General features: G+C 59.6%; 15 protein-coding genes. 11 read left to right on the top strand and 4 right to left on the bottom strand.

Features of this window, described 5'->3' with window-relative positions:
* The first annotated feature begins 38 nt into the window (after nucleotides 1–38).
* Both plsY and dprA read left to right on the top strand, forming a co-directional pair.
* Nucleotides 39–656 (top strand): glycerol-3-phosphate 1-O-acyltransferase PlsY, encoded by a 618-nt coding sequence (plsY, locus tag AC5SEO_RS13580; protein WP_003512722.1) that lies wholly within the window; start codon nucleotides 39–41, stop codon nucleotides 654–656.
* A 21-nt stretch (nucleotides 657–677) separates the two neighbouring features.
* Nucleotides 678–1,817 carry a DNA-processing protein DprA gene (gene dprA, locus AC5SEO_RS13585; protein ID WP_025593273.1) on the top strand — a complete coding sequence of 380 codons (1,140 nt, stop codon included), beginning with the start codon at nucleotides 678–680 and terminating at the stop codon, nucleotides 1,815–1,817.
* Here the strand turns inward: dprA and AC5SEO_RS13590 are convergent.
* Nucleotides 1,773–2,003 carry a hypothetical protein gene (locus AC5SEO_RS13590; protein ID WP_019565491.1) on the bottom strand — a complete coding sequence of 77 codons (231 nt, stop codon included), beginning with the start codon at nucleotides 2,001–2,003 and terminating at the stop codon, nucleotides 1,773–1,775. The genes dprA and AC5SEO_RS13590 overlap by 45 nt on opposite strands.
* Before the next feature lie 259 nt (nucleotides 2,004–2,262).
* On the opposite strand from AC5SEO_RS13590, the gene topA reads away from it, so the two are divergent.
* The 6 genes from topA to rpmG all read left to right on the top strand — a co-directional run bounded on the left by topA (nucleotide 2,263) and on the right by rpmG (nucleotide 9,915).
* Entirely contained in the window at nucleotides 2,263–4,947 is a 2,685-nt protein-coding gene (topA, locus tag AC5SEO_RS13595) for a type I DNA topoisomerase (RefSeq protein ID WP_174068302.1), read from the top strand.
* On the top strand, nucleotides 4,944–7,298 hold the full coding sequence (gene rnr, locus AC5SEO_RS13600; RefSeq protein ID WP_174068301.1) for a ribonuclease R: 2,355 nt from the start codon (nucleotides 4,944–4,946) through the stop codon (nucleotides 7,296–7,298). The genes topA and rnr overlap by 4 nt, the downstream gene beginning before the upstream one ends.
* Before the next feature lie 46 nt (nucleotides 7,299–7,344).
* Complete coding sequence (locus AC5SEO_RS13605; protein WP_003512717.1) at nucleotides 7,345–7,788, top strand: DUF983 domain-containing protein; 444 nt, start codon at nucleotides 7,345–7,347, stop codon at nucleotides 7,786–7,788.
* Nucleotides 7,789–7,808: 20 nt separating this feature from the next.
* Nucleotides 7,809–8,477: an NUDIX domain-containing protein gene (locus AC5SEO_RS13610; RefSeq protein ID WP_112152896.1), complete on the top strand. Its 669-nt coding sequence runs from the start codon at nucleotides 7,809–7,811 to the stop codon at nucleotides 8,475–8,477.
* A 17-nt stretch (nucleotides 8,478–8,494) separates the two neighbouring features.
* The gene (locus AC5SEO_RS13615; RefSeq protein WP_019565488.1) at nucleotides 8,495–9,658 is read left to right on the top strand and encodes an MFS transporter; all 1,164 of its coding nucleotides are present in this window, start codon (nucleotides 8,495–8,497) and stop codon (nucleotides 9,656–9,658) included.
* 89 nt (nucleotides 9,659–9,747) lie between these two features.
* Nucleotides 9,748–9,915: a 50S ribosomal protein L33 gene (gene rpmG / locus AC5SEO_RS13620; protein ID WP_003496403.1), complete on the top strand. Its 168-nt coding sequence runs from the start codon at nucleotides 9,748–9,750 to the stop codon at nucleotides 9,913–9,915.
* 879 nt (nucleotides 9,916–10,794) lie between these two features.
* Here rpmG and AC5SEO_RS13625 read toward each other — a convergent pair.
* Nucleotides 10,795–12,165, bottom strand: a complete 1,371-nt coding sequence (locus AC5SEO_RS13625; protein WP_003512711.1) for a PleD family two-component system response regulator — start codon at nucleotides 12,163–12,165, stop codon at nucleotides 10,795–10,797.
* Nucleotides 12,166–12,183: 18 nt separating this feature from the next.
* On the bottom strand, nucleotides 12,184–12,555 hold the full coding sequence (locus AC5SEO_RS13630; RefSeq protein WP_003496409.1) for a response regulator: 372 nt from the start codon (nucleotides 12,553–12,555) through the stop codon (nucleotides 12,184–12,186).
* A 131-nt stretch (nucleotides 12,556–12,686) separates the two neighbouring features.
* Between AC5SEO_RS13630 and AC5SEO_RS13635 the strand changes: the two genes are divergently transcribed.
* The 3 genes from AC5SEO_RS13635 to AC5SEO_RS13645 all read left to right on the top strand — a co-directional run bounded on the left by AC5SEO_RS13635 (nucleotide 12,687) and on the right by AC5SEO_RS13645 (nucleotide 15,752).
* The gene (locus tag AC5SEO_RS13635; RefSeq protein ID WP_003512709.1) at nucleotides 12,687–12,995 is read left to right on the top strand and encodes a DUF3572 domain-containing protein; all 309 of its coding nucleotides are present in this window, start codon (nucleotides 12,687–12,689) and stop codon (nucleotides 12,993–12,995) included.
* Nucleotides 12,996–13,064: 69 nt separating this feature from the next.
* Nucleotides 13,065–14,348 carry a DNA polymerase IV gene (locus tag AC5SEO_RS13640; RefSeq protein WP_025593266.1) on the top strand — a complete coding sequence of 428 codons (1,284 nt, stop codon included), beginning with the start codon at nucleotides 13,065–13,067 and terminating at the stop codon, nucleotides 14,346–14,348.
* Between the two features lie 165 nt (nucleotides 14,349–14,513).
* Nucleotides 14,514–15,752 carry a L,D-transpeptidase family protein gene (locus AC5SEO_RS13645; protein ID WP_174068300.1) on the top strand — a complete coding sequence of 413 codons (1,239 nt, stop codon included), beginning with the start codon at nucleotides 14,514–14,516 and terminating at the stop codon, nucleotides 15,750–15,752.
* A gap of 12 nt (nucleotides 15,753–15,764) precedes the next feature.
* Here the strand turns inward: AC5SEO_RS13645 and dnaE are convergent, their stop codons facing one another.
* Nucleotides 15,765–19,265 carry a DNA polymerase III subunit alpha gene (gene dnaE, locus AC5SEO_RS13650; protein ID WP_019565483.1) on the bottom strand — a complete coding sequence of 1,167 codons (3,501 nt, stop codon included), beginning with the start codon at nucleotides 19,263–19,265 and terminating at the stop codon, nucleotides 15,765–15,767.
* Between the last annotated feature and the right edge of the window lie 40 nt (nucleotides 19,266–19,305).

The following is a 19,305-nucleotide window of genomic DNA, read 5'->3' on the forward strand; positions in this document are numbered from 1 at the left end:
ATGGGATCACGCAGGCGCGCGACGAGAGGGAACGTTGAATGAGTGCTTTGACTGACTGGCAGACGGCGCCTGCCCTTCTCGCGCTTGCGGCGCTGATTGGCTACCTATTCGGCTCGATACCCTTCGGCCTGCTTCTTACCCGCATGGCGGGGCTGGGCGATGTGCGCAAGATTGGTTCCGGCAATATTGGCGCCACCAATGTGCTGCGCACCGGCAACAAGAAGCTCGCCGCAGCGACATTGCTGCTCGATGCGCTGAAGGGCACCGCCGCAGTGCTCGTCGCCAATGCGCTCTGGGGTTACGAGGCGTCGCTGGTTGCCGGTTTCTTTGCCTTTCTCGGCCATCTGTTTCCGGTGTGGCTCGGTTTCAAGGGCGGCAAGGGCGTGGCGACCTATATCGGCGTGCTTTTAGGCGCTGCCCCCCTGATGATGCTGGCTTTTGCGCTGATCTGGCTCGCAACCGCGTTCATCACCCGGTATTCCTCGCTGTCGGCGCTGGTTGCCATGCTTGTGATCCCGGTCGCCCTATGGATAGTCGGGCCTGAAAAGACGGCGCTTCTGGTAACGTTGCTGAGCGTGATTTCCTGGTGGAAACACCGGGAAAACATCGCACGGCTTCTGGCCGGCACGGAAAGCAGGATCGGGCAAAAGGGCTAAGGCCAGCTTTAGGGATACGTCATGCCGCATGAGGAAACGACACGGCAGGGCATAGAGCTTTCCGCGCGGCAGCGGGTCGCATGGCTTCGGCTGATCCGCAGCGACAATATCGGCCCCGTCACCTTCCGCGAACTCATCAATCATTTTGGCAGCGCTGAAAAAGCGCTTTCTGCCCTGCCCGAGCTTTCAAGGCGCGGCGGTTCATTGCGCAGCCCGCGCATTGCCACACAGGCGGAAGCGGAAGGCGAAATCGAAACGGCTGAAAGATTCGGCGCTCGCTTCGTCGGCATCGGTGAGCCGGACTATCCGCCTGCCCTGCGACAGCTCGACGGCGCGCCGCCACTGATCGCCATGAAGGGATCAGCATCCACCGCAACAAGACCTTGCGTCGGCATCGTCGGATCACGCAACGCCTCCATCAACGGCGCGAAATTCGCCGCGATGCTGGCGCGCGATTGCGGTCGTGCGGGCTATACGATCGCATCCGGGCTGGCGCGCGGCATCGATGCGGCAGCGCACCGGGCCAGCCTTGCAACCGGCACGGTGGCCATGCTGGCGGGCGGTCTCGACCGTCCCTACCCTCAGGAAAATTTCGGGCTCTTGCAGGACATCTACGAACAGGGCGGCGCGACGATCAGCGAAATGCCCTTCGGCTGGGAGCCACGCGCGCGGGATTTCCCCCGCCGCAACCGGCTGATATCAGGCGTCTCACTCGGCGTCGTCATAGTGGAAGCGGCGGAACGATCCGGTTCGCTGATCACGGCGCGGCTTGCCGGCGAAGCGGGCCGGCTGGTTTTCGCCGTGCCAGGCTCCCCACTCGATGCGCGCTGCGAAGGCACCAACCGGCTGATCAAGGAAGGCGCGATGCTGACCACGGGGGCGGCCGATATTCTCGATGCGCTACGACCGCTGATGGAACCGCAATTGCCCTATGACCGCAAGGTCGAGGAACCACGACCCGATGAGGAAATGTCACCGCCCGGAGATGACGAGCGCAGCATCGTTGCCGCCGCTCTCGGGCACTCGCCCGTCGAAACGGACGACATCATTCGCCACACGGGTTTTTCCGCGGCCACGGTTCACATGGTGCTGCTGGAACTCGATATTGCCGGGCGGTTAAACCGGCACGCCGGGGGGCGGGTTTCGCTCCTCGCGGATTGATAGCTTGCGCCGCCCGCTCTGGATATCGCCGACTTCCACATAGGCCATTTCAATCAGATAGCACAGCATGTCGGCGCCCTCGCGATTGGCGACGAGCCTCAGTTCCGCGAGCATCTGGCGAATGTAAGCCAAGTTCTCTCTGGTCCCTTCATTATCGGCATTATTGTTTGTTGCGTTCGGGACCATATATCTATCCTGGAATTTCAACCTGAAACAAAGATCATTACGTCAATTCAAATCATGTTGGTCACTATAACAAATTTACCAAAGATTGCAATACAACGACAGATTATCCATAGGTTGCAATTGCCTTGGAGCGATAAAATCGGGCTTGCCTCTTGACCCGCGCGCATTACCTGTCCATGTCGAATTATAAAGAAGGCGAATTGCGGCATTATGCCGTGATCCGGCTATGTTAACGGACCAGTTCCAGAGAAAAAACAATATGAATGTCGTCGTCGTAGAATCTCCTGCCAAAGCCAAGACGATCAACAAGTATCTTGGTCCGGGCTACAAGGTTCTTGCATCCTTTGGCCACGTCCGGGACCTTCCTGCCAAGGACGGATCTGTGCTGCCCGACCAGGACTTCGAAATGTCCTGGGAGGTCGATAGCGCATCCGCCAAGCGCATGAAGGACATTGCCGACGCGGTGAAATCCTCCGACGGCCTGTTTCTCGCAACCGACCCGGATCGCGAGGGTGAAGCGATTTCCTGGCATGTGCTTGATCTCTTGAAGAAGAAGCGCGTTCTCGGCGACAAGCCGGTGAAGCGCGTGGTCTTCAACGCCATCACCAAAAAGGCGGTACTGGACGCGATGGCGAACCCGCGCGACATCGACGTGCCGCTGGTCGATGCCTATCTTGCCCGCCGTGCGCTGGATTATCTCGTCGGTTTCAACCTGTCGCCGGTTTTGTGGCGCAAGCTGCCGGGCGCCCGTTCCGCCGGCCGCGTGCAGTCCGTTTCGCTGCGTCTCGTCTGCGACCGCGAAGCCGAGATCGAGCGTTTCGTCTCCGAGGAATACTGGAACATCAGCGCGCTGTTGAAGACACCGCGCGGTGACGAGTTCGAGGCGAAGCTGGTTTCCGCCGATGGCAAGAAGCTGCAAGGCCGTTCGATCAAGACAGGAGATGACGCCAACCGCCTGAAGGCGCTCCTGGAAGGCGCGACCTATATTGTCGATACGGTCGAGGCGAAACCCGTCAAGCGCAATCCCGGGCCGCCCTTCACCACCTCGACGCTGCAGCAGGCTGCCTCCTCGCGCATGGGCTTTTCGGCCTCGCGCACCATGCAGGTGGCCCAGAAGCTTTATGAAGGTATCGACATCGGCGGCGAAACCGTTGGTTTGATCACCTATATGCGTACCGACGGCGTGCAGATGGCGCCGGAAGCGATCGATGCCGCACGCCGCGCCATCGGCGAGCAGTTCGGCGACCGCTATGTGCCGGAAAAAGCACGCTTCTACTCGACCAAGGCAAAGAACGCGCAGGAAGCGCACGAAGCTATCCGTCCGACCGATTTTAACCGCACACCGGATCAGGTGAAGCGTTACCTCGATGCCGACCAGTTGCGTCTTTACGACCTGATCTGGAAGCGCGGCATTGCGAGCCAGATGGCATCTGCCGAAATCGAACGTACCACGGTGGAAATCCTTGCCGACAAGGACGGTGAAAAGGCCGGGCTTCGTGCCGTCGGTTCCGTCATCCGCTTCGACGGCTTCATTGCCGCCTATACCGACCAGAAAGAAGATGGCGAGCAGAGCGACGACGGTGACGATGAAGGCCGCCTGCCGCAGATCAATGCGCGCGAGAACCTCGCCAAGCAGAAGATCAACGCCAGCCAGCACTTCACCGAGCCGCCGCCGCGTTATTCGGAAGCATCGCTCATCAAGAAGATGGAAGAACTCGGCATCGGCCGTCCTTCCACCTATGCGGCGACACTGAAGACGCTAAGCGACCGCGAATATATCATCATCGACAAGCGCAAGCTCATTCCCCATTCGCGCGGACGGCTGGTGACGGCTTTCCTCGAAAGCTTCTTTGCCAAATATGTCGAATACGACTTCACCGCCGATCTGGAAGAAAAGCTCGACCGCATTTCCGCGGGCGAACTGGACTGGAAGCAGGTGCTGCGCGATTTCTGGAAGGATTTCTTCGCGCAGATCGAAGATACCAAGGAATTGCGCGTTACCAACGTGCTGGATGCGCTCAATGAAGTTCTGGCCCCGCTGGTCTTCCCCAAGCGTGAGGACGGTTCCGATCCGCGCATCTGTCAGGTTTGCGGCACCGGCAACCTTTCGCTGAAGCTCGGCAAATATGGCGCTTTCGTCGGTTGCTCCAATTATCCGGAGTGCAACTTCACCCGCCAGCTCACGTCCGATGGCTCGGAAGCCGAAGCTTCCGTATCCAACGAGCCGAAAGCGCTGGGTGCCGATCCGATGACCGGCGAGGAGTTGACGCTTCGGTCTGGCCGTTTCGGCCCGTACATCCAGCGCGGCGATGGCAAGGAAGCCAAGCGCTCCTCGCTGCCCAAGGGCTGGAAGCCTGAGGACATCGACTACGAAAAGGCGCTGGCGCTCATCAACCTGCCGCGCGATATCGGCAAGCACCCCGAAACCGGCAAGATGATTTCCGCCGGGCTTGGCCGCTACGGACCCTTTCTGTTGCATGACGGTTCCTATGCGAACCTCGAAAGCATCGAAGACGTGTTCTCGATCGGCCTCAACCGTGCCGTTACCGTCATTGCCGAGAAGCAGAGCAAGGGACCGGGGCGCGGCCGCAACGGCACGCCTGCGGCGCTGAAGGAACTGGGTGATCACCCCGATGGCGGCCCGATCACCGTCCGCGACGGGCGTTACGGCGCTTACGTCAACTGGGGCAAAGTTAACGCCACCATTCCAAAGGGGCAGGATCCGACCTCCGTGACGCTGGACGAATCGCTGGTGCTGATTGCCGAGCGTATCGCCAAGACAGGAACCGGCGGCAAGCCCGCCAAGGCCAAGAAAACTGCTGCCAAGAAGGCCGATGGCGACACAGCCGCAAAGCCGAAGGCGACAAAAGCCAAGGCCGCAACGAAAAGCAAGACGGCTGCCAAGCCGAAGGCCGCAGCCAAACCCAAGAAGGCAGAATCGTGAGCAAGGCGCCGCGTCAGAGACAGGGTTCCGCCAGCGACGGCTTCGGACGTACCGGGCGCGGCAAGCGGGCAAATGAAGGTGAAGGCATCATCCATGGCGAGGTGCCTTCCCGCGAAGTGCTGCTGAAATTCATCGCCGAGCATCCGCAGCAGGCCTCCAAGCGCGAAATCGCCAAGGCTTTTGGGCTGAAAGGCGACGACCGCGTTGTGCTCAAGGCACTGCTAAAGGAGCTTGAAACCGGTGGCATGGTGCAGAAGAGCCGCAAGACGCTGACGCGACCGGGTGGCCTGCCGCCGGTGACGGTTCTCGACATCACCACCCGCGACAAGGACGGCGAATTGATCGGCCGGCCTGCCGAATGGCCTGAAGATCAGGGCGCGGCCCCCGCCGTGCTCATCCGCCAGTCTTCGCAGGATCGCAGTAAGAAAGCCCCTGCCGCCGGTCTCGGCGATCGCATTCTGGCAAAAATATTCCCGTCCAAGGACAGCGTCGGCCCGGCCTACACGGCCCGCGTCGTCAAGCTGATCGACCGTCGTCAGAACGCACTGCTTGGCGTGTTCAAGGAAACGGAAGGCGGCGGCGGACGCCTGATGCCGATCGACCGGCGCGGCGAGGAAATGGTCATCGACCCCGAGGGTGTGGGCGATGCCAAGGACGGCGACCTGATCGAGGTGGAAACCTCGCGCAACAGCGGTCGTTACGGCCTGACGCGCGCAAAGGTTCTTTCGGTCGTCGGCTCAGTCGCCTCGGAAAAGGCGATCTCGATGATCGCGATCCATGCCCACGGTATTCCGCACATCTTCCCGCCGAATGTTCTGGCCGAGGCGGATGCCGCAAAACCCGCGACCATGTCTCACCGCGAAGACTGGCGCGACCTGCCGCTGATCACGATCGATCCGGCCGATGCCAAGGACCATGACGACGCGGTCTATGCCGAACTCGACCCCTCGCCCGACAATCCTGATGGAGTGATCGTCACCGTCGCTATCGCCGACGTGTCCTGGTATGTGCGATCAGGCGCACCGCTCGACCGCGAGGCGCTGAAGCGTGGTAACTCCGTGTATTTCCCTGATCGTGTCGTGCCGATGCTGCCGGAACGCATCTCCAACGATCTCTGCTCGCTGAAGGAAGGCGTCGACCGTCCTGCCCTTGCTGTGCGGATGACCTTCTCGAAGGAAGGCCGCAAGGCGAGCCACACTTTCCATCGCATCATGATGAAGAGTGCCGCCAAGCTCTCCTACCAGCAGGCGCAGGCCGCCATCGACGGCCGCCCGGACGACAAGACCGGCACGCTGCTGGAGCCGATCCTGAAGCCGCTGTGGCACGCCTATGCCGTGATGAAGCGCGGCCGCGATCGCCGCCAGCCGCTGGAACTCGACATGCCGGAGCGCAAGATCCAGCTCAGGCCCGACGGCACTGTGGACAAGGTAGTCATTCCCGAACGCCTCGACGCGCACAAGCTGATCGAGGAAATGATGATCCAGGCGAACGTCGCCGCCGCAGAGACCCTGGAAAAGAAAAAGCAGCGGCTGGTCTACCGCGTGCATGACGCCCCCACACTTACCAAGCAGGAAGTGCTGCGCGAATTCCTCGGCACCATCGGCATTTCCATGGCCAAGGGTGTCGCGATGCGCGCCAATTCCTTCAACGGCATTCTGGCGCGCGCACTCGACACGCCGCACCAGATCATGGTCAACGAGATGGTGCTGCGCAGCCAGAGCCAGGCGATCTACAGCCCGGAAAATATCGGCCATTTCGGCCTCAACCTGATGAAGTACGCGCATTTCACCTCACCGATCCGCCGTTATGCCGACCTGATCGTGCATCGGGCGCTGGTCGGATCGCTAGGCCTCGGCGAAGGCGGCATCACCCCGCAGGAAGAGGCGACGCTGGACGATATCGCCGCCGAAATCTCGACCTTCGAGCGCCGCGCCATGGCCGCAGAGCGCGACACCATCAACCGGCTGATCGCGCACCATCTTTCCGAGCGCGTCGGTGAGGAGTTCGATGGCCGCGTCGCGGGTGTCACCAAGGCGGGACTATTTGTCGCGCTGCCGCAGTTTGGCGCCGACGGGTTTGTTCCTATATCTACACTTGGAACCGACTATTTCCTCTACGACGAAGCCCATCAGGCTCTGACGGGGGAAAAGACGGGTCTCGGTTATCAACTCGGCGATACGGTTCAGGTGCGGCTTGCAGAAGCGGTACCCTTGGCTGGTGCGCTGCGGTTTGAAATGCTGAGCCCGGGGCGCAAGATGCCGGTCGGCTCGCGGTCGTTCCACAAGGCAGGCCGGCGGACATCACGTCCTTCCGCCAAGCCGGGAACAAGGCCGCCGAGAGGACGTCGGTAACAAGACCGCGTCAAGCGGTTAAGACAAACGGGAGAAGGACTTCAGGATGAGTGCAAATCAGGGCTCGGAAACGGTTACCTTCGGAGATGGAAGCGCGGAGCGTCCGCTTGGCCGCTCGATCATGCGGGGCATGGCCAATCGCTGCCCGGCCTGTGGCAGCGGTCGCCTGTTTCGGGCCTTCCTGAAGCCGGTGGACAATTGCGCGGCCTGCGGCGAGGAAATGCATCATCACCGCTCCGACGACCTGCCGCCCTATATTTCCATCGTCATCATCGGCCATATCGCCGTTGGCGGCTTCATGATGACCGATCTCGTGCTTTCCGTTCCCATGTGGGTACACTTCGCCATCTGGGTGCCTATCACCATTCTGGCCGCGCTTCTGACGCTGCAACCGATCAAGGGTGGCGTCATCGGCCTGCAATGGGCACTTAGAATGCACGGCTTCGACGGAAAACAGCCAAAAGTGCAGATAGACGGCTCCTCCCACTGACGGCGGACGGGAATTTGAACGTGTCCGAGCTTCCCTCGAGCACCCAGGCGGCGAGCGGCCCGTTGCGGCCGCGCGATGCCGCCTCAATCATCCTGTTTGATCGTTCCGGCCCTGCTATTCGCGTGCTGATGGGCCGGCGCAGTAATGCCCACATATTCATGCCCGGCGCTTACGTGTTTCCCGGTGGCAAACGCGATCCACGCGACCACGCCCTGCCCTTCTCCGGCGATCTGCACCCCGCCGTGCTGCGCAGCCTCACCACGTCTGCCGCGCGCCGCCTGAGCGCTGCCGGGGCACGAGCGCTGGCGCTTGCCGCCGCGCGCGAGCTCGTGGAGGAAACCGGCGTCGATATGGGCATGGACGCTGATGGTCCGGATCTTTCGCGTTTTCGATATGTGGCGCGCGCAATCACCCCGCCCGGCAATATCAGGCGTTACGACACGCGATTCTTTTGCTGTTACGCCGACGAGTTGCGGCTGGATACCCGGCTAATCAGGGATTCAGATGAGCTGCACAATGTGCAATGGCTTGACATGACAGCGCTTTCCAGTCTGAACATGCCGAAAATCACACGCACGGTTCTCGAAGATGTCACAAAACTCATGATAGGTGATCCGTCACTGCCCTTTGAAAGCCCCGCGCGGCTCTATGTCACGCGCCACGGCCGATTCATTCGAGACTTTGTATAAAGGCCGTCATGTCACAAATGAAATGCGAAGCGGACGCCATTCACTGGCCCTCACTGATCGCCGCCATCTCCGCCATCAGTGCGGTCGGTGTCGCCATCGGCCTGGGCCTGCCGCTCCTGTCGATCATCCTTGAGAAGCGCGGCATCTCCTCCACCATGATCGGGGTAAATTCGGCAATGGCCGGCGTTGCGGCGATGATGGCAGCGCCGGTGACCACCAAGATCGCCCATGATTTCGGCGTGGCGCGAACGATGCTATTTGCCGTTGTCGTGTCGGCCCTGAGTGCGCTCTGTTTCTATTTCGCCGACGCCTTCTGGATGTGGTTTCCGCTGCGAATCGTCTTCCATGGCGCAACCACCACGCTGTTCATCCTCTCCGAATACTGGATCAACATGACCGCGCCGCCGAAAAAACGCGGCATGGTTCTCGGCATCTACGCCACCGGACTTGCGGTTGGCTTTGCGGTTGGCCCGTTATTGTTTTCCGTGGTCGGCAGCGATGGCATCCTGCCATTTCTGGTCGGGGCGGCAATCATACTGCTTGCCGCGATCCCGATCTTCCTTGCGCGCGGCGAAAGCCCGGAGCTGAGCGAAAGGCCGAACCACCATTTCGCCCGTTATATATGGCTGGTGCCGATGGCTTCGGCTGCGGCCTTCGTGTTCGGCGCCGTGCAAGCGGGCGGTCTGTCGCTCTTTCCCATCTATGCGACCCGCGAAGGCTTCAACGAATCGCAGGCGGCACTTCTGCTGACCGTGATGGGCATCGGCAACATGGTCTTCCAGATACCGATCGGCCTGCTTTCGGACCGAATGAAGGACCGGCGCACAATGCTGGCGCTGATGGCCTTTGCGGGCGTTTGCGGCACGCTGGCGCTGCCCTTGCTGGTGGATAGATGGATTCTCGTCGCGGCCCTGCTGCTGTTCTGGGGCGGCCTCGTATCCGGCATGTATACTGTCGGCCTCACCCATCTGGGATCGCGTCTCAAAGGGGCCGATCTGGTGGCCGCCAACGCCGCCTTCATCTTCTGCTATGCCATGGGCACTATAGCCGGACCACAGGCCGTCGGCATTTCCATGGATGTTGCGGGTACCGATGGTTTCGCCTGGGCGCTTGCCGTGTTTTTCGGGCTTTACGTGGTGCTTTATGCCTTCCGTTTTGTTTTCAGGGCAAAACAGACTTGACTTTTCAGGCGCGATACGTAGTTTCGCGCCAGATTTAGCCGAGGTGAGAAGCGCCTGCGGCTTCTCTTTTGTTTAAAGGCAGGACGACCATGGCGAAAGCTACAACAATCAAGATCAAGCTGCTGTCGACAGCCGACACCGGTACCTTCTACGTCACCACCAAGAACAGCCGTACGTTCACGGACAAGATGACGAAGACGAAGTATGACCCGGTTGTACGCAAGCACGTTGAATTCAAGGAAACCAAGATCAAGTAATTCTTGATCGGGTTCTCCGGCAAAAGCGCGCCCAACGGGCGCGTTTTTTGTTTGTACGGAAAGGATTGCCGCCAACGGCATTCTTTGCCCCAGCGCCCTCGCAAGGCCCGCCACGGGCCAACGAATCGCAACCTTCCTAGTTGCGGTTCTTGAGTTTGGAACCCAGTCGGCGCTATTGGCACGGCGGGAAAACTCTTTATCACCGTCTCGCCTAACCAGCGCCTCTCCAATCAGCGTCTCATCGGCCAAATGCGCCAACCGCTGCGACAGCGCGCTGCCTGCGCGCGCAGCCGGATGTGCTGCGCTATAAGCGGCAGCACAAGCACAGAATATTTTGGGAGATAAGGCGGTCGGCCAACGATGTGATCACGGCACGAGGAACCGATTCGGACATCGTCAGCCGACCGACCCCACGATCCAGGAGATGCGGCGGACCTGAGCATCATGGGGCATTCAAACTACGCAATACCAGCCCCTGACGACCGAAACATCAGCGGTGTAAACCGCCATCGTTTCTTCATCACTAGACGGAAAAACCGCCGGAAGAACTGTTATTCTCGATTGGGAGTGTGCGCAGAAGTAAAATAAAAATCAACAAATTCTTAAGCCAGAGATACATCACCTGGAAAACATGGTTAAATATACAACGCTGGCACACTATAGTTCCGTGAGCGATTGAATTCAACGTATTTTTCAACTTGAACTCTATTAATCCTGTTAGACTTCACCCCCTCATTGCAAGAAGATAAAATACTGGCAAGGTCAGGGACTTGGCGCTTGCCACAGTTTGCCGCCAGGTCTTTGGGCGGCTATCGATAACGGTAAACGTCGAAAGTCTCAAAAGGCGGCACGGATTTTCAGCGTCATGGGTCTGCGCCTCTAGGCGGCGGCCGCCACGACGCGGTTGCGTCCTGTGTGTTTCGCCTCATAGAGCGCCCTGTCGGCCTGCTTCAGAAGCTCGTCCGGCGCGCCGAATGCTCCGCTGCTGGTGGCGATGCCGAGCGAAGCCGTGATACTCAACTCGCGGTCGATGGAACGAACGTGAAACGGCTTGTCCTCGATGATTGCCCGCAGGCGCTCGGCAACGCTTGTGGCAAGCTCCATCGACGTGTCGGGCATCACAACCACGAATTCCTCCCCGCCATAACGGCAGGCAAGATCGGCGCCGCGCACCGTGCTGCGGATGCGGGCTGCAAACTCGCGCAGAACCTCATCGCCGACATCGTGGCCATAGGTATCGTTGACCAGCTTGAAGCGGTCGATATCGGTCATGCAAATGGAAATCGGGCGGCCACGCACGGCGGCGCGGTCGAAAAGTATCTTCAGATGATTGTCGAGATAACGGCGATTGTTAAGACCAGTCAGCCCATCGACGATAGCAAGCTCCATCGTGTGCTGGAGATTGAGCCGCAGATGCTCGTTATAGCGCTTGCGCCGGATCTGCGTCAGAGACCGGGCGACAAGTTCGTTGGGATCGATCGGGCGGAGAATATAATCGTTCACGCCAAGATCGAGCGCCCGCGCCACCATGTCGTCCGCCCCCTGTTCCGCTACCAGAAGCAACGGCAGGAACCGGGTACGCTCCAGCGAACGAAGCTGCGAACACAGTCTCAGCGGATCGTAATCCTCAAAATTGGAATTGACGATGACAAGCTCGAAGGGGTTGCTCGCGGCCTTCAACAGGGCCGCCTGAGGCTCCGTGACGGCATCGACCTCGGCAACCGGCTTCAGCGCCCTGACGATGCGTTCCTGCGAGCTGGCGCGGCCATCCGCCACCAGAACGCGGCCAGGCGTCTGCATGAGGCCATCGCTGCGCAGCATCTCCTCGATGCCGATCTCGCGCGCGGTCTCGGCCCGCAGCCGCAATTCGTCACTGACGGCCTTGAGGCGCACGAGGCTTTTGACACGGGCGATCAATTGAAGGTCGTTAACGGGCTTGGTCAGAAAATCATCGGCGCCGGCTTTCAGACCGCGCACGCGGTCCGAGGGCTGATCGAGTGCGGTGACCATGACAACAGGAATATGCGCCGTTTTCGGATTGGCCTTCAGCCGTTCGCAGACCTCGAAACCGTCCATGCCAGGCATCATGATGTCCAGCAGGATGATATCGACCTGTTCTTGGTCGCAGATATCAAGCGCCTTGAAACCATCCTCGGCGGTTACGACGTCAAAATATTCCGCGACAAGCCGGGCTTCGAGAAGCTTTACGTTTGCGGGTATGTCGTCAACAACCAGAACTCTCGCCGTCATAACAGTTCCCCAACCGCCTTACGCATCGCCTAGATAGGTCTTGATGATTTCGATGAATTTCGGAACGGAAATCGGCTTGGACACATAGGCCTCGCATCCGCCCTGACGAATGCGCTCCTCATCCCCCTTCATGGCGAAGGCGGTTACCGCGATGACCGGAATGACGTGCAGCTCATCATCCTCCTTCAGCCATTTCGTCACCTCCAGCCCGGAAACCTCCGGCAGCTGAATATCCATGAGAATGAGGTCGGGGCGATGCTTGCGGGCAAGATCCAGCGCTTCCATGCCATTGCGCGTCTGGATCGTCGTATAGCCAGACGCCTCGATCAGGTCACGAAAGAGCTTCATGTTCAGCTCGTTGTCTTCGACTATCATGACCTGCTTGGGCATGGTGGGCAGTCCCCGTTTCGCTTTGAAACCTTCTCCCAGACATATAGGGTGCCAGAGAACCGATTCCATCGTCCATTTGTTGCGCAAGGCTAGAACGATTTGGTTTCAAAATAGGTAACTTCGGTAGAGAAATGCTGAGAGATACAAAAAACAAAGACAATGGCGGAAAAGATCCGCAAGAAACGGCAGCCGCCATACTTGGCTGGCTGGCAAACGAGCCGGAAATGCTCGGGCGTTTTCTGGCGCTGAGCGGATTGCAGGCCAATATGCTGCGCCATGCCGCCCACGATCCCGGCTTTCTGGCGGGGCTCACCGATTTTCTGATGAGCCACGAACCAGACCTCATGGCCTTCTGCGCGGCGACCGACACATCCCCCGAAACGGTTGCCGCTGCCTGGCACCATTTTTCCGGCCCGGGACTGGATTCGGGTGAGTATTGACAGACCACCCCTTGAGCCACCGTCACGGCCGGAGTATGGTTGGCGACGTTCTGGTTTTGTTTTCGGCCCATGTCCACGTCGCATCTTTATGATCCCGGTTTTTGCCGCGACTGTCTGGCCGGCCAGCCAGCGGACCTGAGGCGTTGTCGCGCCTGTGGCAGTCCCCGCCTCGTCTACCATGACGAACTCTACGACCTCAGCATCGCCCATATCGATTGCGACGCCTTTTACGCCTCCGTTGAAAAACGGGACAATCCCGAGCTTGCCGACAAGCCGTTGATCATCGGCGGCGGAAAACGCGGCGTGGTTTCCACTGCCTGCTACATTGCCCGCATCCAGGGCGTGCGCTCCGCCATGCCGATGTTCAAGGCGCTGGAAGCTTGTCCGGACGCCGTGGTCATCAAGCCCGACATGGAAAAATATAGCCGCGTCGGCCGTCAGATCCGAACCATGATGCAGGATTTGACGCCGCTCGTGCAGCCGCTATCCATAGACGAGGCGTTTCTCGATCTTTCCGGAACGGAGAGGCTGCATCACGATCCACCTGCCCGGGTTCTGGCGAAATTTGTGAAACGGGTGGAAAAAGAAGTGGGCGTGACCGTCTCGGCCGGGCTGTCCTACTGCAAATTTCTGGCCAAGGTCGCGTCCGACCTTAAAAAACCGCGCGGCTTTTCGGTGATCGGCGAAGCGGAAGCGCTTTCCTTTCTGGCAGCACGGCCCGTCACGACGATATGGGGCGTTGGAAAGGCGTTTGCGGCGACGCTGGAGGCGGACGGCATCCGCATGATCGCGCAGTTGCAGGAGATGGAGGAAGGCGACCTGATGCGCCGCTATGGCGTGATGGGACAACGGCTGTTCCGGCTTTCGCGCGGTATCGATGAACGGCACGTGCACAATAACGACCCCGTGAAAAGCGTGTCTTCCGAGACCACCTTCTTCAACGATATTTCCCGCCACGAGGACCTCGTACCGATCCTGCGGTCGCTTTCCGAAAAAGTTGCCTGGCGCCTGAAGAAGAGCGGCATTTCCGGCCAGACGGTTGTACTGAAAATGAAGACGGCCGATTTCAAACTCCGCACCCGCAACCGCAAGCTTGATGACCCTACCCAGCTTGCCGACCGCATATTCCGCACCGGCCTTTCGCTGCTTGCGAAAGAAACCGACGGCACCAAGTTTCGCCTGATCGGCATAGGCGTCAGTGATCTGCGCGATGCGGACCTTGCCGATCCTCCCGATCTCGTCGACAGGCAGGCGGAACGGCGGGCGGCGGCGGAAGCGGCAATGGACAAGCTGCGCGACAAGTTCGGCAAGGGCAGCGTCGAGACCGGCTACACTTTCGGCACACGCAAATAGCGGTCATGCCGCTTGCAAACGCCGTGAAACCCTGCGGCCTGCAACACCCCGCCCATATTTTAGATATTACACAAATTAGTGATGTGGCAGACGCTGTATCCTTAAACTTCATTAAACTTCGCGTGGTTGAGTAAACGAAGTTTTGTGCATGTGGTGTATTGCGTCATGTCCCTTCGCTTCCGTCTTCTGACCGGCATGCTGTCGGCCAGCATTCTTGCCTTTCCGGCGCTTGCCGCCGACAACAAGTCCCTGCAGATCGTCGTTTCGAAAAGCGATCAATCGCTGGCGCTTTACGAGAACGGCGAGATCGTTGCTACATCCAAGGTCTCAACCGGCAAGGCCGGGCATGAGACGCCGAGCGGCATTTTTTCGATTCTGGAAAAACGCAAATACCACGAATCGAACATCTACTCGGCCGCGCCCATGCCTTTCATGCAGCGACTGACATGGTCGGGCATCGCGTTGCACGAAGGCAAGGTGCCAAATTACCCGGCCTCGCATGGCTGCGTGCGCCTGCCTTCGAAATTCGCGCAGTCGCTGTTCGGCGAGACCCGCTACGGCGTGCATGTCATCATCACCGACCGGCCGGTTTCTCTGCGCTCCGTACAACATTCAGCCCTGTTTGAGCCGCGGGACGATGCCGATGACGGCAAGCTGCTTTTATCCGACGTCGAGCTGCGCCCCGCGACCTTCGACGCCGCATTGGGCACCGTTGAGGTGGCCGTGAATGAAAAAACGCAAGCCATCAAACCGATGGCCGAAGGCAAGGAGCCCTCGCCCTTGCGCATCCTCATCACCCGGCGCGGCGAGCGCGAAAAGGTGATGGATATTCAGGCCGTGCTGACCCGCCTTGGCTTCGATGCCGGCGCACCGGACGGCTATACCGGAGAAATGACGATCAGCGCCGTCAACGGTTTCAAGCGCTGGAAGGGGCTGAAAACCGCCGGGCCGCTACTGACCGACGATTTCGTCGCTGCGCTTTACGCATCCGCCGGCGAAGATCATCCACCGAATGGCCAGATCATGGTGCGACAGGATTTCAAGCCGCTATTCGAGGCTGCGATCGACATCAAGGATCCCGAGGTGGCACTCGGAACGCATTTCTTCGAAGCCATTGCCGTCAGCCGCGCAGCCGGAACCGCCGAATGGAATGGCGTAACACTGGAAAACCATCTGCCGGCCGCAGCCCGCAAGCGGCTCGGCATCACCGTTACCGAAGCGCCCGGTGGCTTTGACCAGCTAAGCGCCGTGCTCGATCGCCTCGAAATACCGGCTGAAATTCGCTCCCGAATCGAGAAAGAGCTTTCAACCGGCAGTTCGATTACCGTTTCCGACCTCAGTCACCAGATGGAGACAGGGATGGGAACGGACTTCATTACCGTGACAAAGGAAGGGCCGGTTTGAGGGCTTGAGGCCTCACACCAGCTCCACATCAACAACGCCGGGGGCAGAGCGAAGTGCGGCGGCGATCTCAGGGGAAATACGGTATTTCTCCGTCAGCTCCACCTCGATCTCACGGCTCCCCTCGTCCTTGATGACGATGAAATAAACCGATCCGTCGCCTTTGGTATTGAGGTGGCGGGCGACGGTTTTCAGCGGGCCTGAATCGCGCACATAAACCCGCAACGCCTTTTGCATTTGGACGGATTTCTCCTCGAGCGATTGCGCCGTCTGGATGCGAAGACCGATGCCTTCCGGGCGCTCTTCCGCCTGCACGGTGATAACAAGCGATTTGCCCACCTCGAGCAGATCGCGAAACTGGGCAAGCCCTTCGGAAAACAACACCGCCTCATATTGGCCGGAGGCATCGGAGAAGGTGACGATACCCATCTTGTTGCCAGTGCGGGTCTTGCGTTCCTGCTTGCCGGTGACGGTGCCGGCCAGACGCCCGGCGGTCGCCCCCTGTTTCACTGCGGCGGAAAAATCGGCGAAATTCTGCACCCGCAACTTTTCCAATACAGGGCGGTAGGTATCGAGCGGATGTGCGGTCAGGTAAAAACCGAGCACCTGATATTCGCGCAGCAGTTTTTCCGAGGCGAGCCACGGCTGGAAGGCAGGCAGGATGAGCTTTTCCGGACCGCTTGCGCCGCCGGAGCCGAACATGTCCGACTGGCCGGTAACGCGGCTTTCCTGCGCGCGTTGCGAATAACCGATAATGCGGTCCAGCCCGCCGATCATCTCGGCGCGGTCGCGGCCAAAACAATCGAAACCGCCAGCGTTGATGAGGCTTTCGAGCACACGCCGGTTGATCTGCTTCGGATCGATGCGCAGGCAGAAATCCTCCAGGCTCGCAAATGGCTTGCCGTCGCGCACGGTAACGATGTGTTCCACCGCGCCCTCGCCCACGCCCTTGATGGCGGCCAGCGAATAATAGATGCGGTTCTCACCCGTCTCGAACTGCCGGAAGGACGTCTGCACCGAAGGTGCCACGACCTCTATACCGAGACGGCTGGCATCCTGGCGGAAATCATTGAGTTTTTCCGTGTTGGCCATATCCAGCGTCATGGAGGCCGCAAGGAACTCCACCGGATAATGCGCCTTCATATAGGCGGTCTGATAGGACACGATGGCGTAAGCGGCGGCGTGGCTCTTGTTGAAGCCGTAATTGGCGAATTTCGCCAGAAGGTCGAAGATGGTGTTGGCCTGCGGCTTCGACACGCTGTTTCTGATCGCGCCGTCGACGAAGCGCTCGCGCTGCTGGTCCATCTCCTCCTTGATCTTCTTGCCCATCGCACGGCGCAGAAGATCGGCTTCGCCGAGCGAATAACCTGACAGAACCTGGGCGATCTGCATCACCTGTTCCTGATAGACGATAACGCCCTGCGTTTCCTTCAGGAGGTGGTCGATGGTGGGGTGGATCGACTCCAGTTCCTCCTCGCCATGCTTGCGGGCATTGTAGACCGGAATGTTTTCCATCGGACCCGGACGATAAAGCGCCACCAGCGCAATGATGTCCTCGATGCAGTCCGGGCGCATGCCGATAAGCGCCTTGCGCATGCCGGCACTTTCCACCTGGAACACGCCGATGGTTTCGCCGCGTGACAACATCTCGTAGGTTTTGGCGTCGTCCAGCGGAATTGCGGCGAGATCGACCTTGATGCCGCGTTTGGCAACGAAATCGACGGCAACCTTCAGCACCGTCAGCGTCTTCAGACCGAGAAAGTCGAATTTGACGAGGCCTGCGCTTTCCACCCACTTCATGTTGAACTGGGTAACCGGCATGTCGGAGCGCGGATCGCGATACATCGGCACCAGCTTCGACAGCGGCCGGTCACCGATGACGATACCGGCAGCATGGGTGGAGGCGTGACGGTAAAGCCCCTCGATCTTCTGGGCGATATCCAGAAGTCGGGCAACGACGGGTTCCTTGTCCGCCTCTTCCTGCAGGCGCGGCTCTTCCTCGATCGCTTTTGACAGCGGCGTCGGATTGGCCGGGTTGTTGGGGACCAGCTTGCAGATCTTGTCCACCTGTCCATAGGGCATTTCCAGCACGCGGCCGACGTCGCGCAATGCCGCGCGAGCCTGCAACGAACCGAAGGTAATGATCTGCGCCACCTGCTCGCGGCCATATTTGCGCTGCACGTAGCGGATCACCTCTTCGCGGCGGTCCTGGCAGAAGTCGATATCGAAGTCGGGCATCGACACGCGTTCGGGATTGAGGAAGCGTTCGAACAGCAGCGAGAAGCGCAGAGGATCGACATCGGTGATGGTCAGCGCATAGGCCACGAGCGAGCCTGCACCCGAACCGCGGCCGGGGCCGACTGGAATATCCTGCTGCTTGGCCCATTTGATGAAGTCCGCAACGATCAGGAAGTAACCGGGAAAACCCATGCGTTCGATGACGCCAAGCTCGAAATCCAGCCTGTCGCGATATTCCTGCTCTGTGTAGCCAGGTGCCATGCCGAGGGCCGCAAGGCGAAGATCAAGACCTTCGACGGCCTGACGGCGAAGCTCTTCGGCCTCTGCCCGTTGCGCCGCTTCGGGATCGTCGCTGGCACCGGTGAAGCGCGGCAGGATCGGCCCACGCTTCTTCAGCACATACGAGCAACGCATTGCGATTTCGACGGTGTTTTCCAGTGCCTCCGGAAGGTCGGCAAACAGCTCCGCCATCTCCTCACGGCTTTTCATATAATGGTCGGGGGTCAGGCGGAACCGGCTGTCATCCGAAACGATGGCGTTATGCGCCACCGCCATCAATGCATCATGCGCCTCATAATCGGCCCTCGAAGGGAAGAAGGCCTCGTTGGTGGCGACCAGCGGAATATCATGTTCATAGGCAAGCCCGATCATACGCCGCTCATGGGCGCGGTCGAAACCGGACTGACGCTGCAACTCGATATAAAGCTTATCACCGAAGAGTGATTTCAGCGCCAGCAGGCGTTCTCTCGCCTGCGCCGTATGCCCTTCCTTCAGAGCCATATCCACCGGACCACCGGAGGCACCCGTCAGCACAATCAGCCCGGCATTGGAGGCTTCCTCCAGCCATGCACGGGTAATATGCACGGACTGGCCACCGCTTTCGCCTTCCAGATAGGCGCGGCTGATAAGGTCCACCAGCCGCTCGTACCCTCCGGCATCAGCCGCGAGCAGCACGATGGCTGGAAGCTTGGCAAGGTGGCTGTTGTGGTTGCGGCGATCATCCACCGCATCCTGCATGTCGATCGACACCTGACAGCCGATAATAGGCTGCAAGCCCTCGTCACGCGCCTTTTCGGAAAACTCCAGCGCGACGAAAAGATTGTTGGTGTCGGTAATGGCTATGGCTGGCTGGCCGTCTGCAACGGCCTTGGACATGATTTTCTTGAGGGGTAAAGCCCCCTCAAGCAGGGAGTAAGCGGAGTGAACCCGCAGATGGACGAAACCGGGTGTTTTCAGCGTTTCGCCAGAGGTCTCTCCACGCGTAACCGTCTCGCCCATATCGTCATCCTGTCATTCTGAATCGAGGGGGCGATTTTCC

The organism is Agrobacterium sp. K11 (assembly GCF_059429395.1).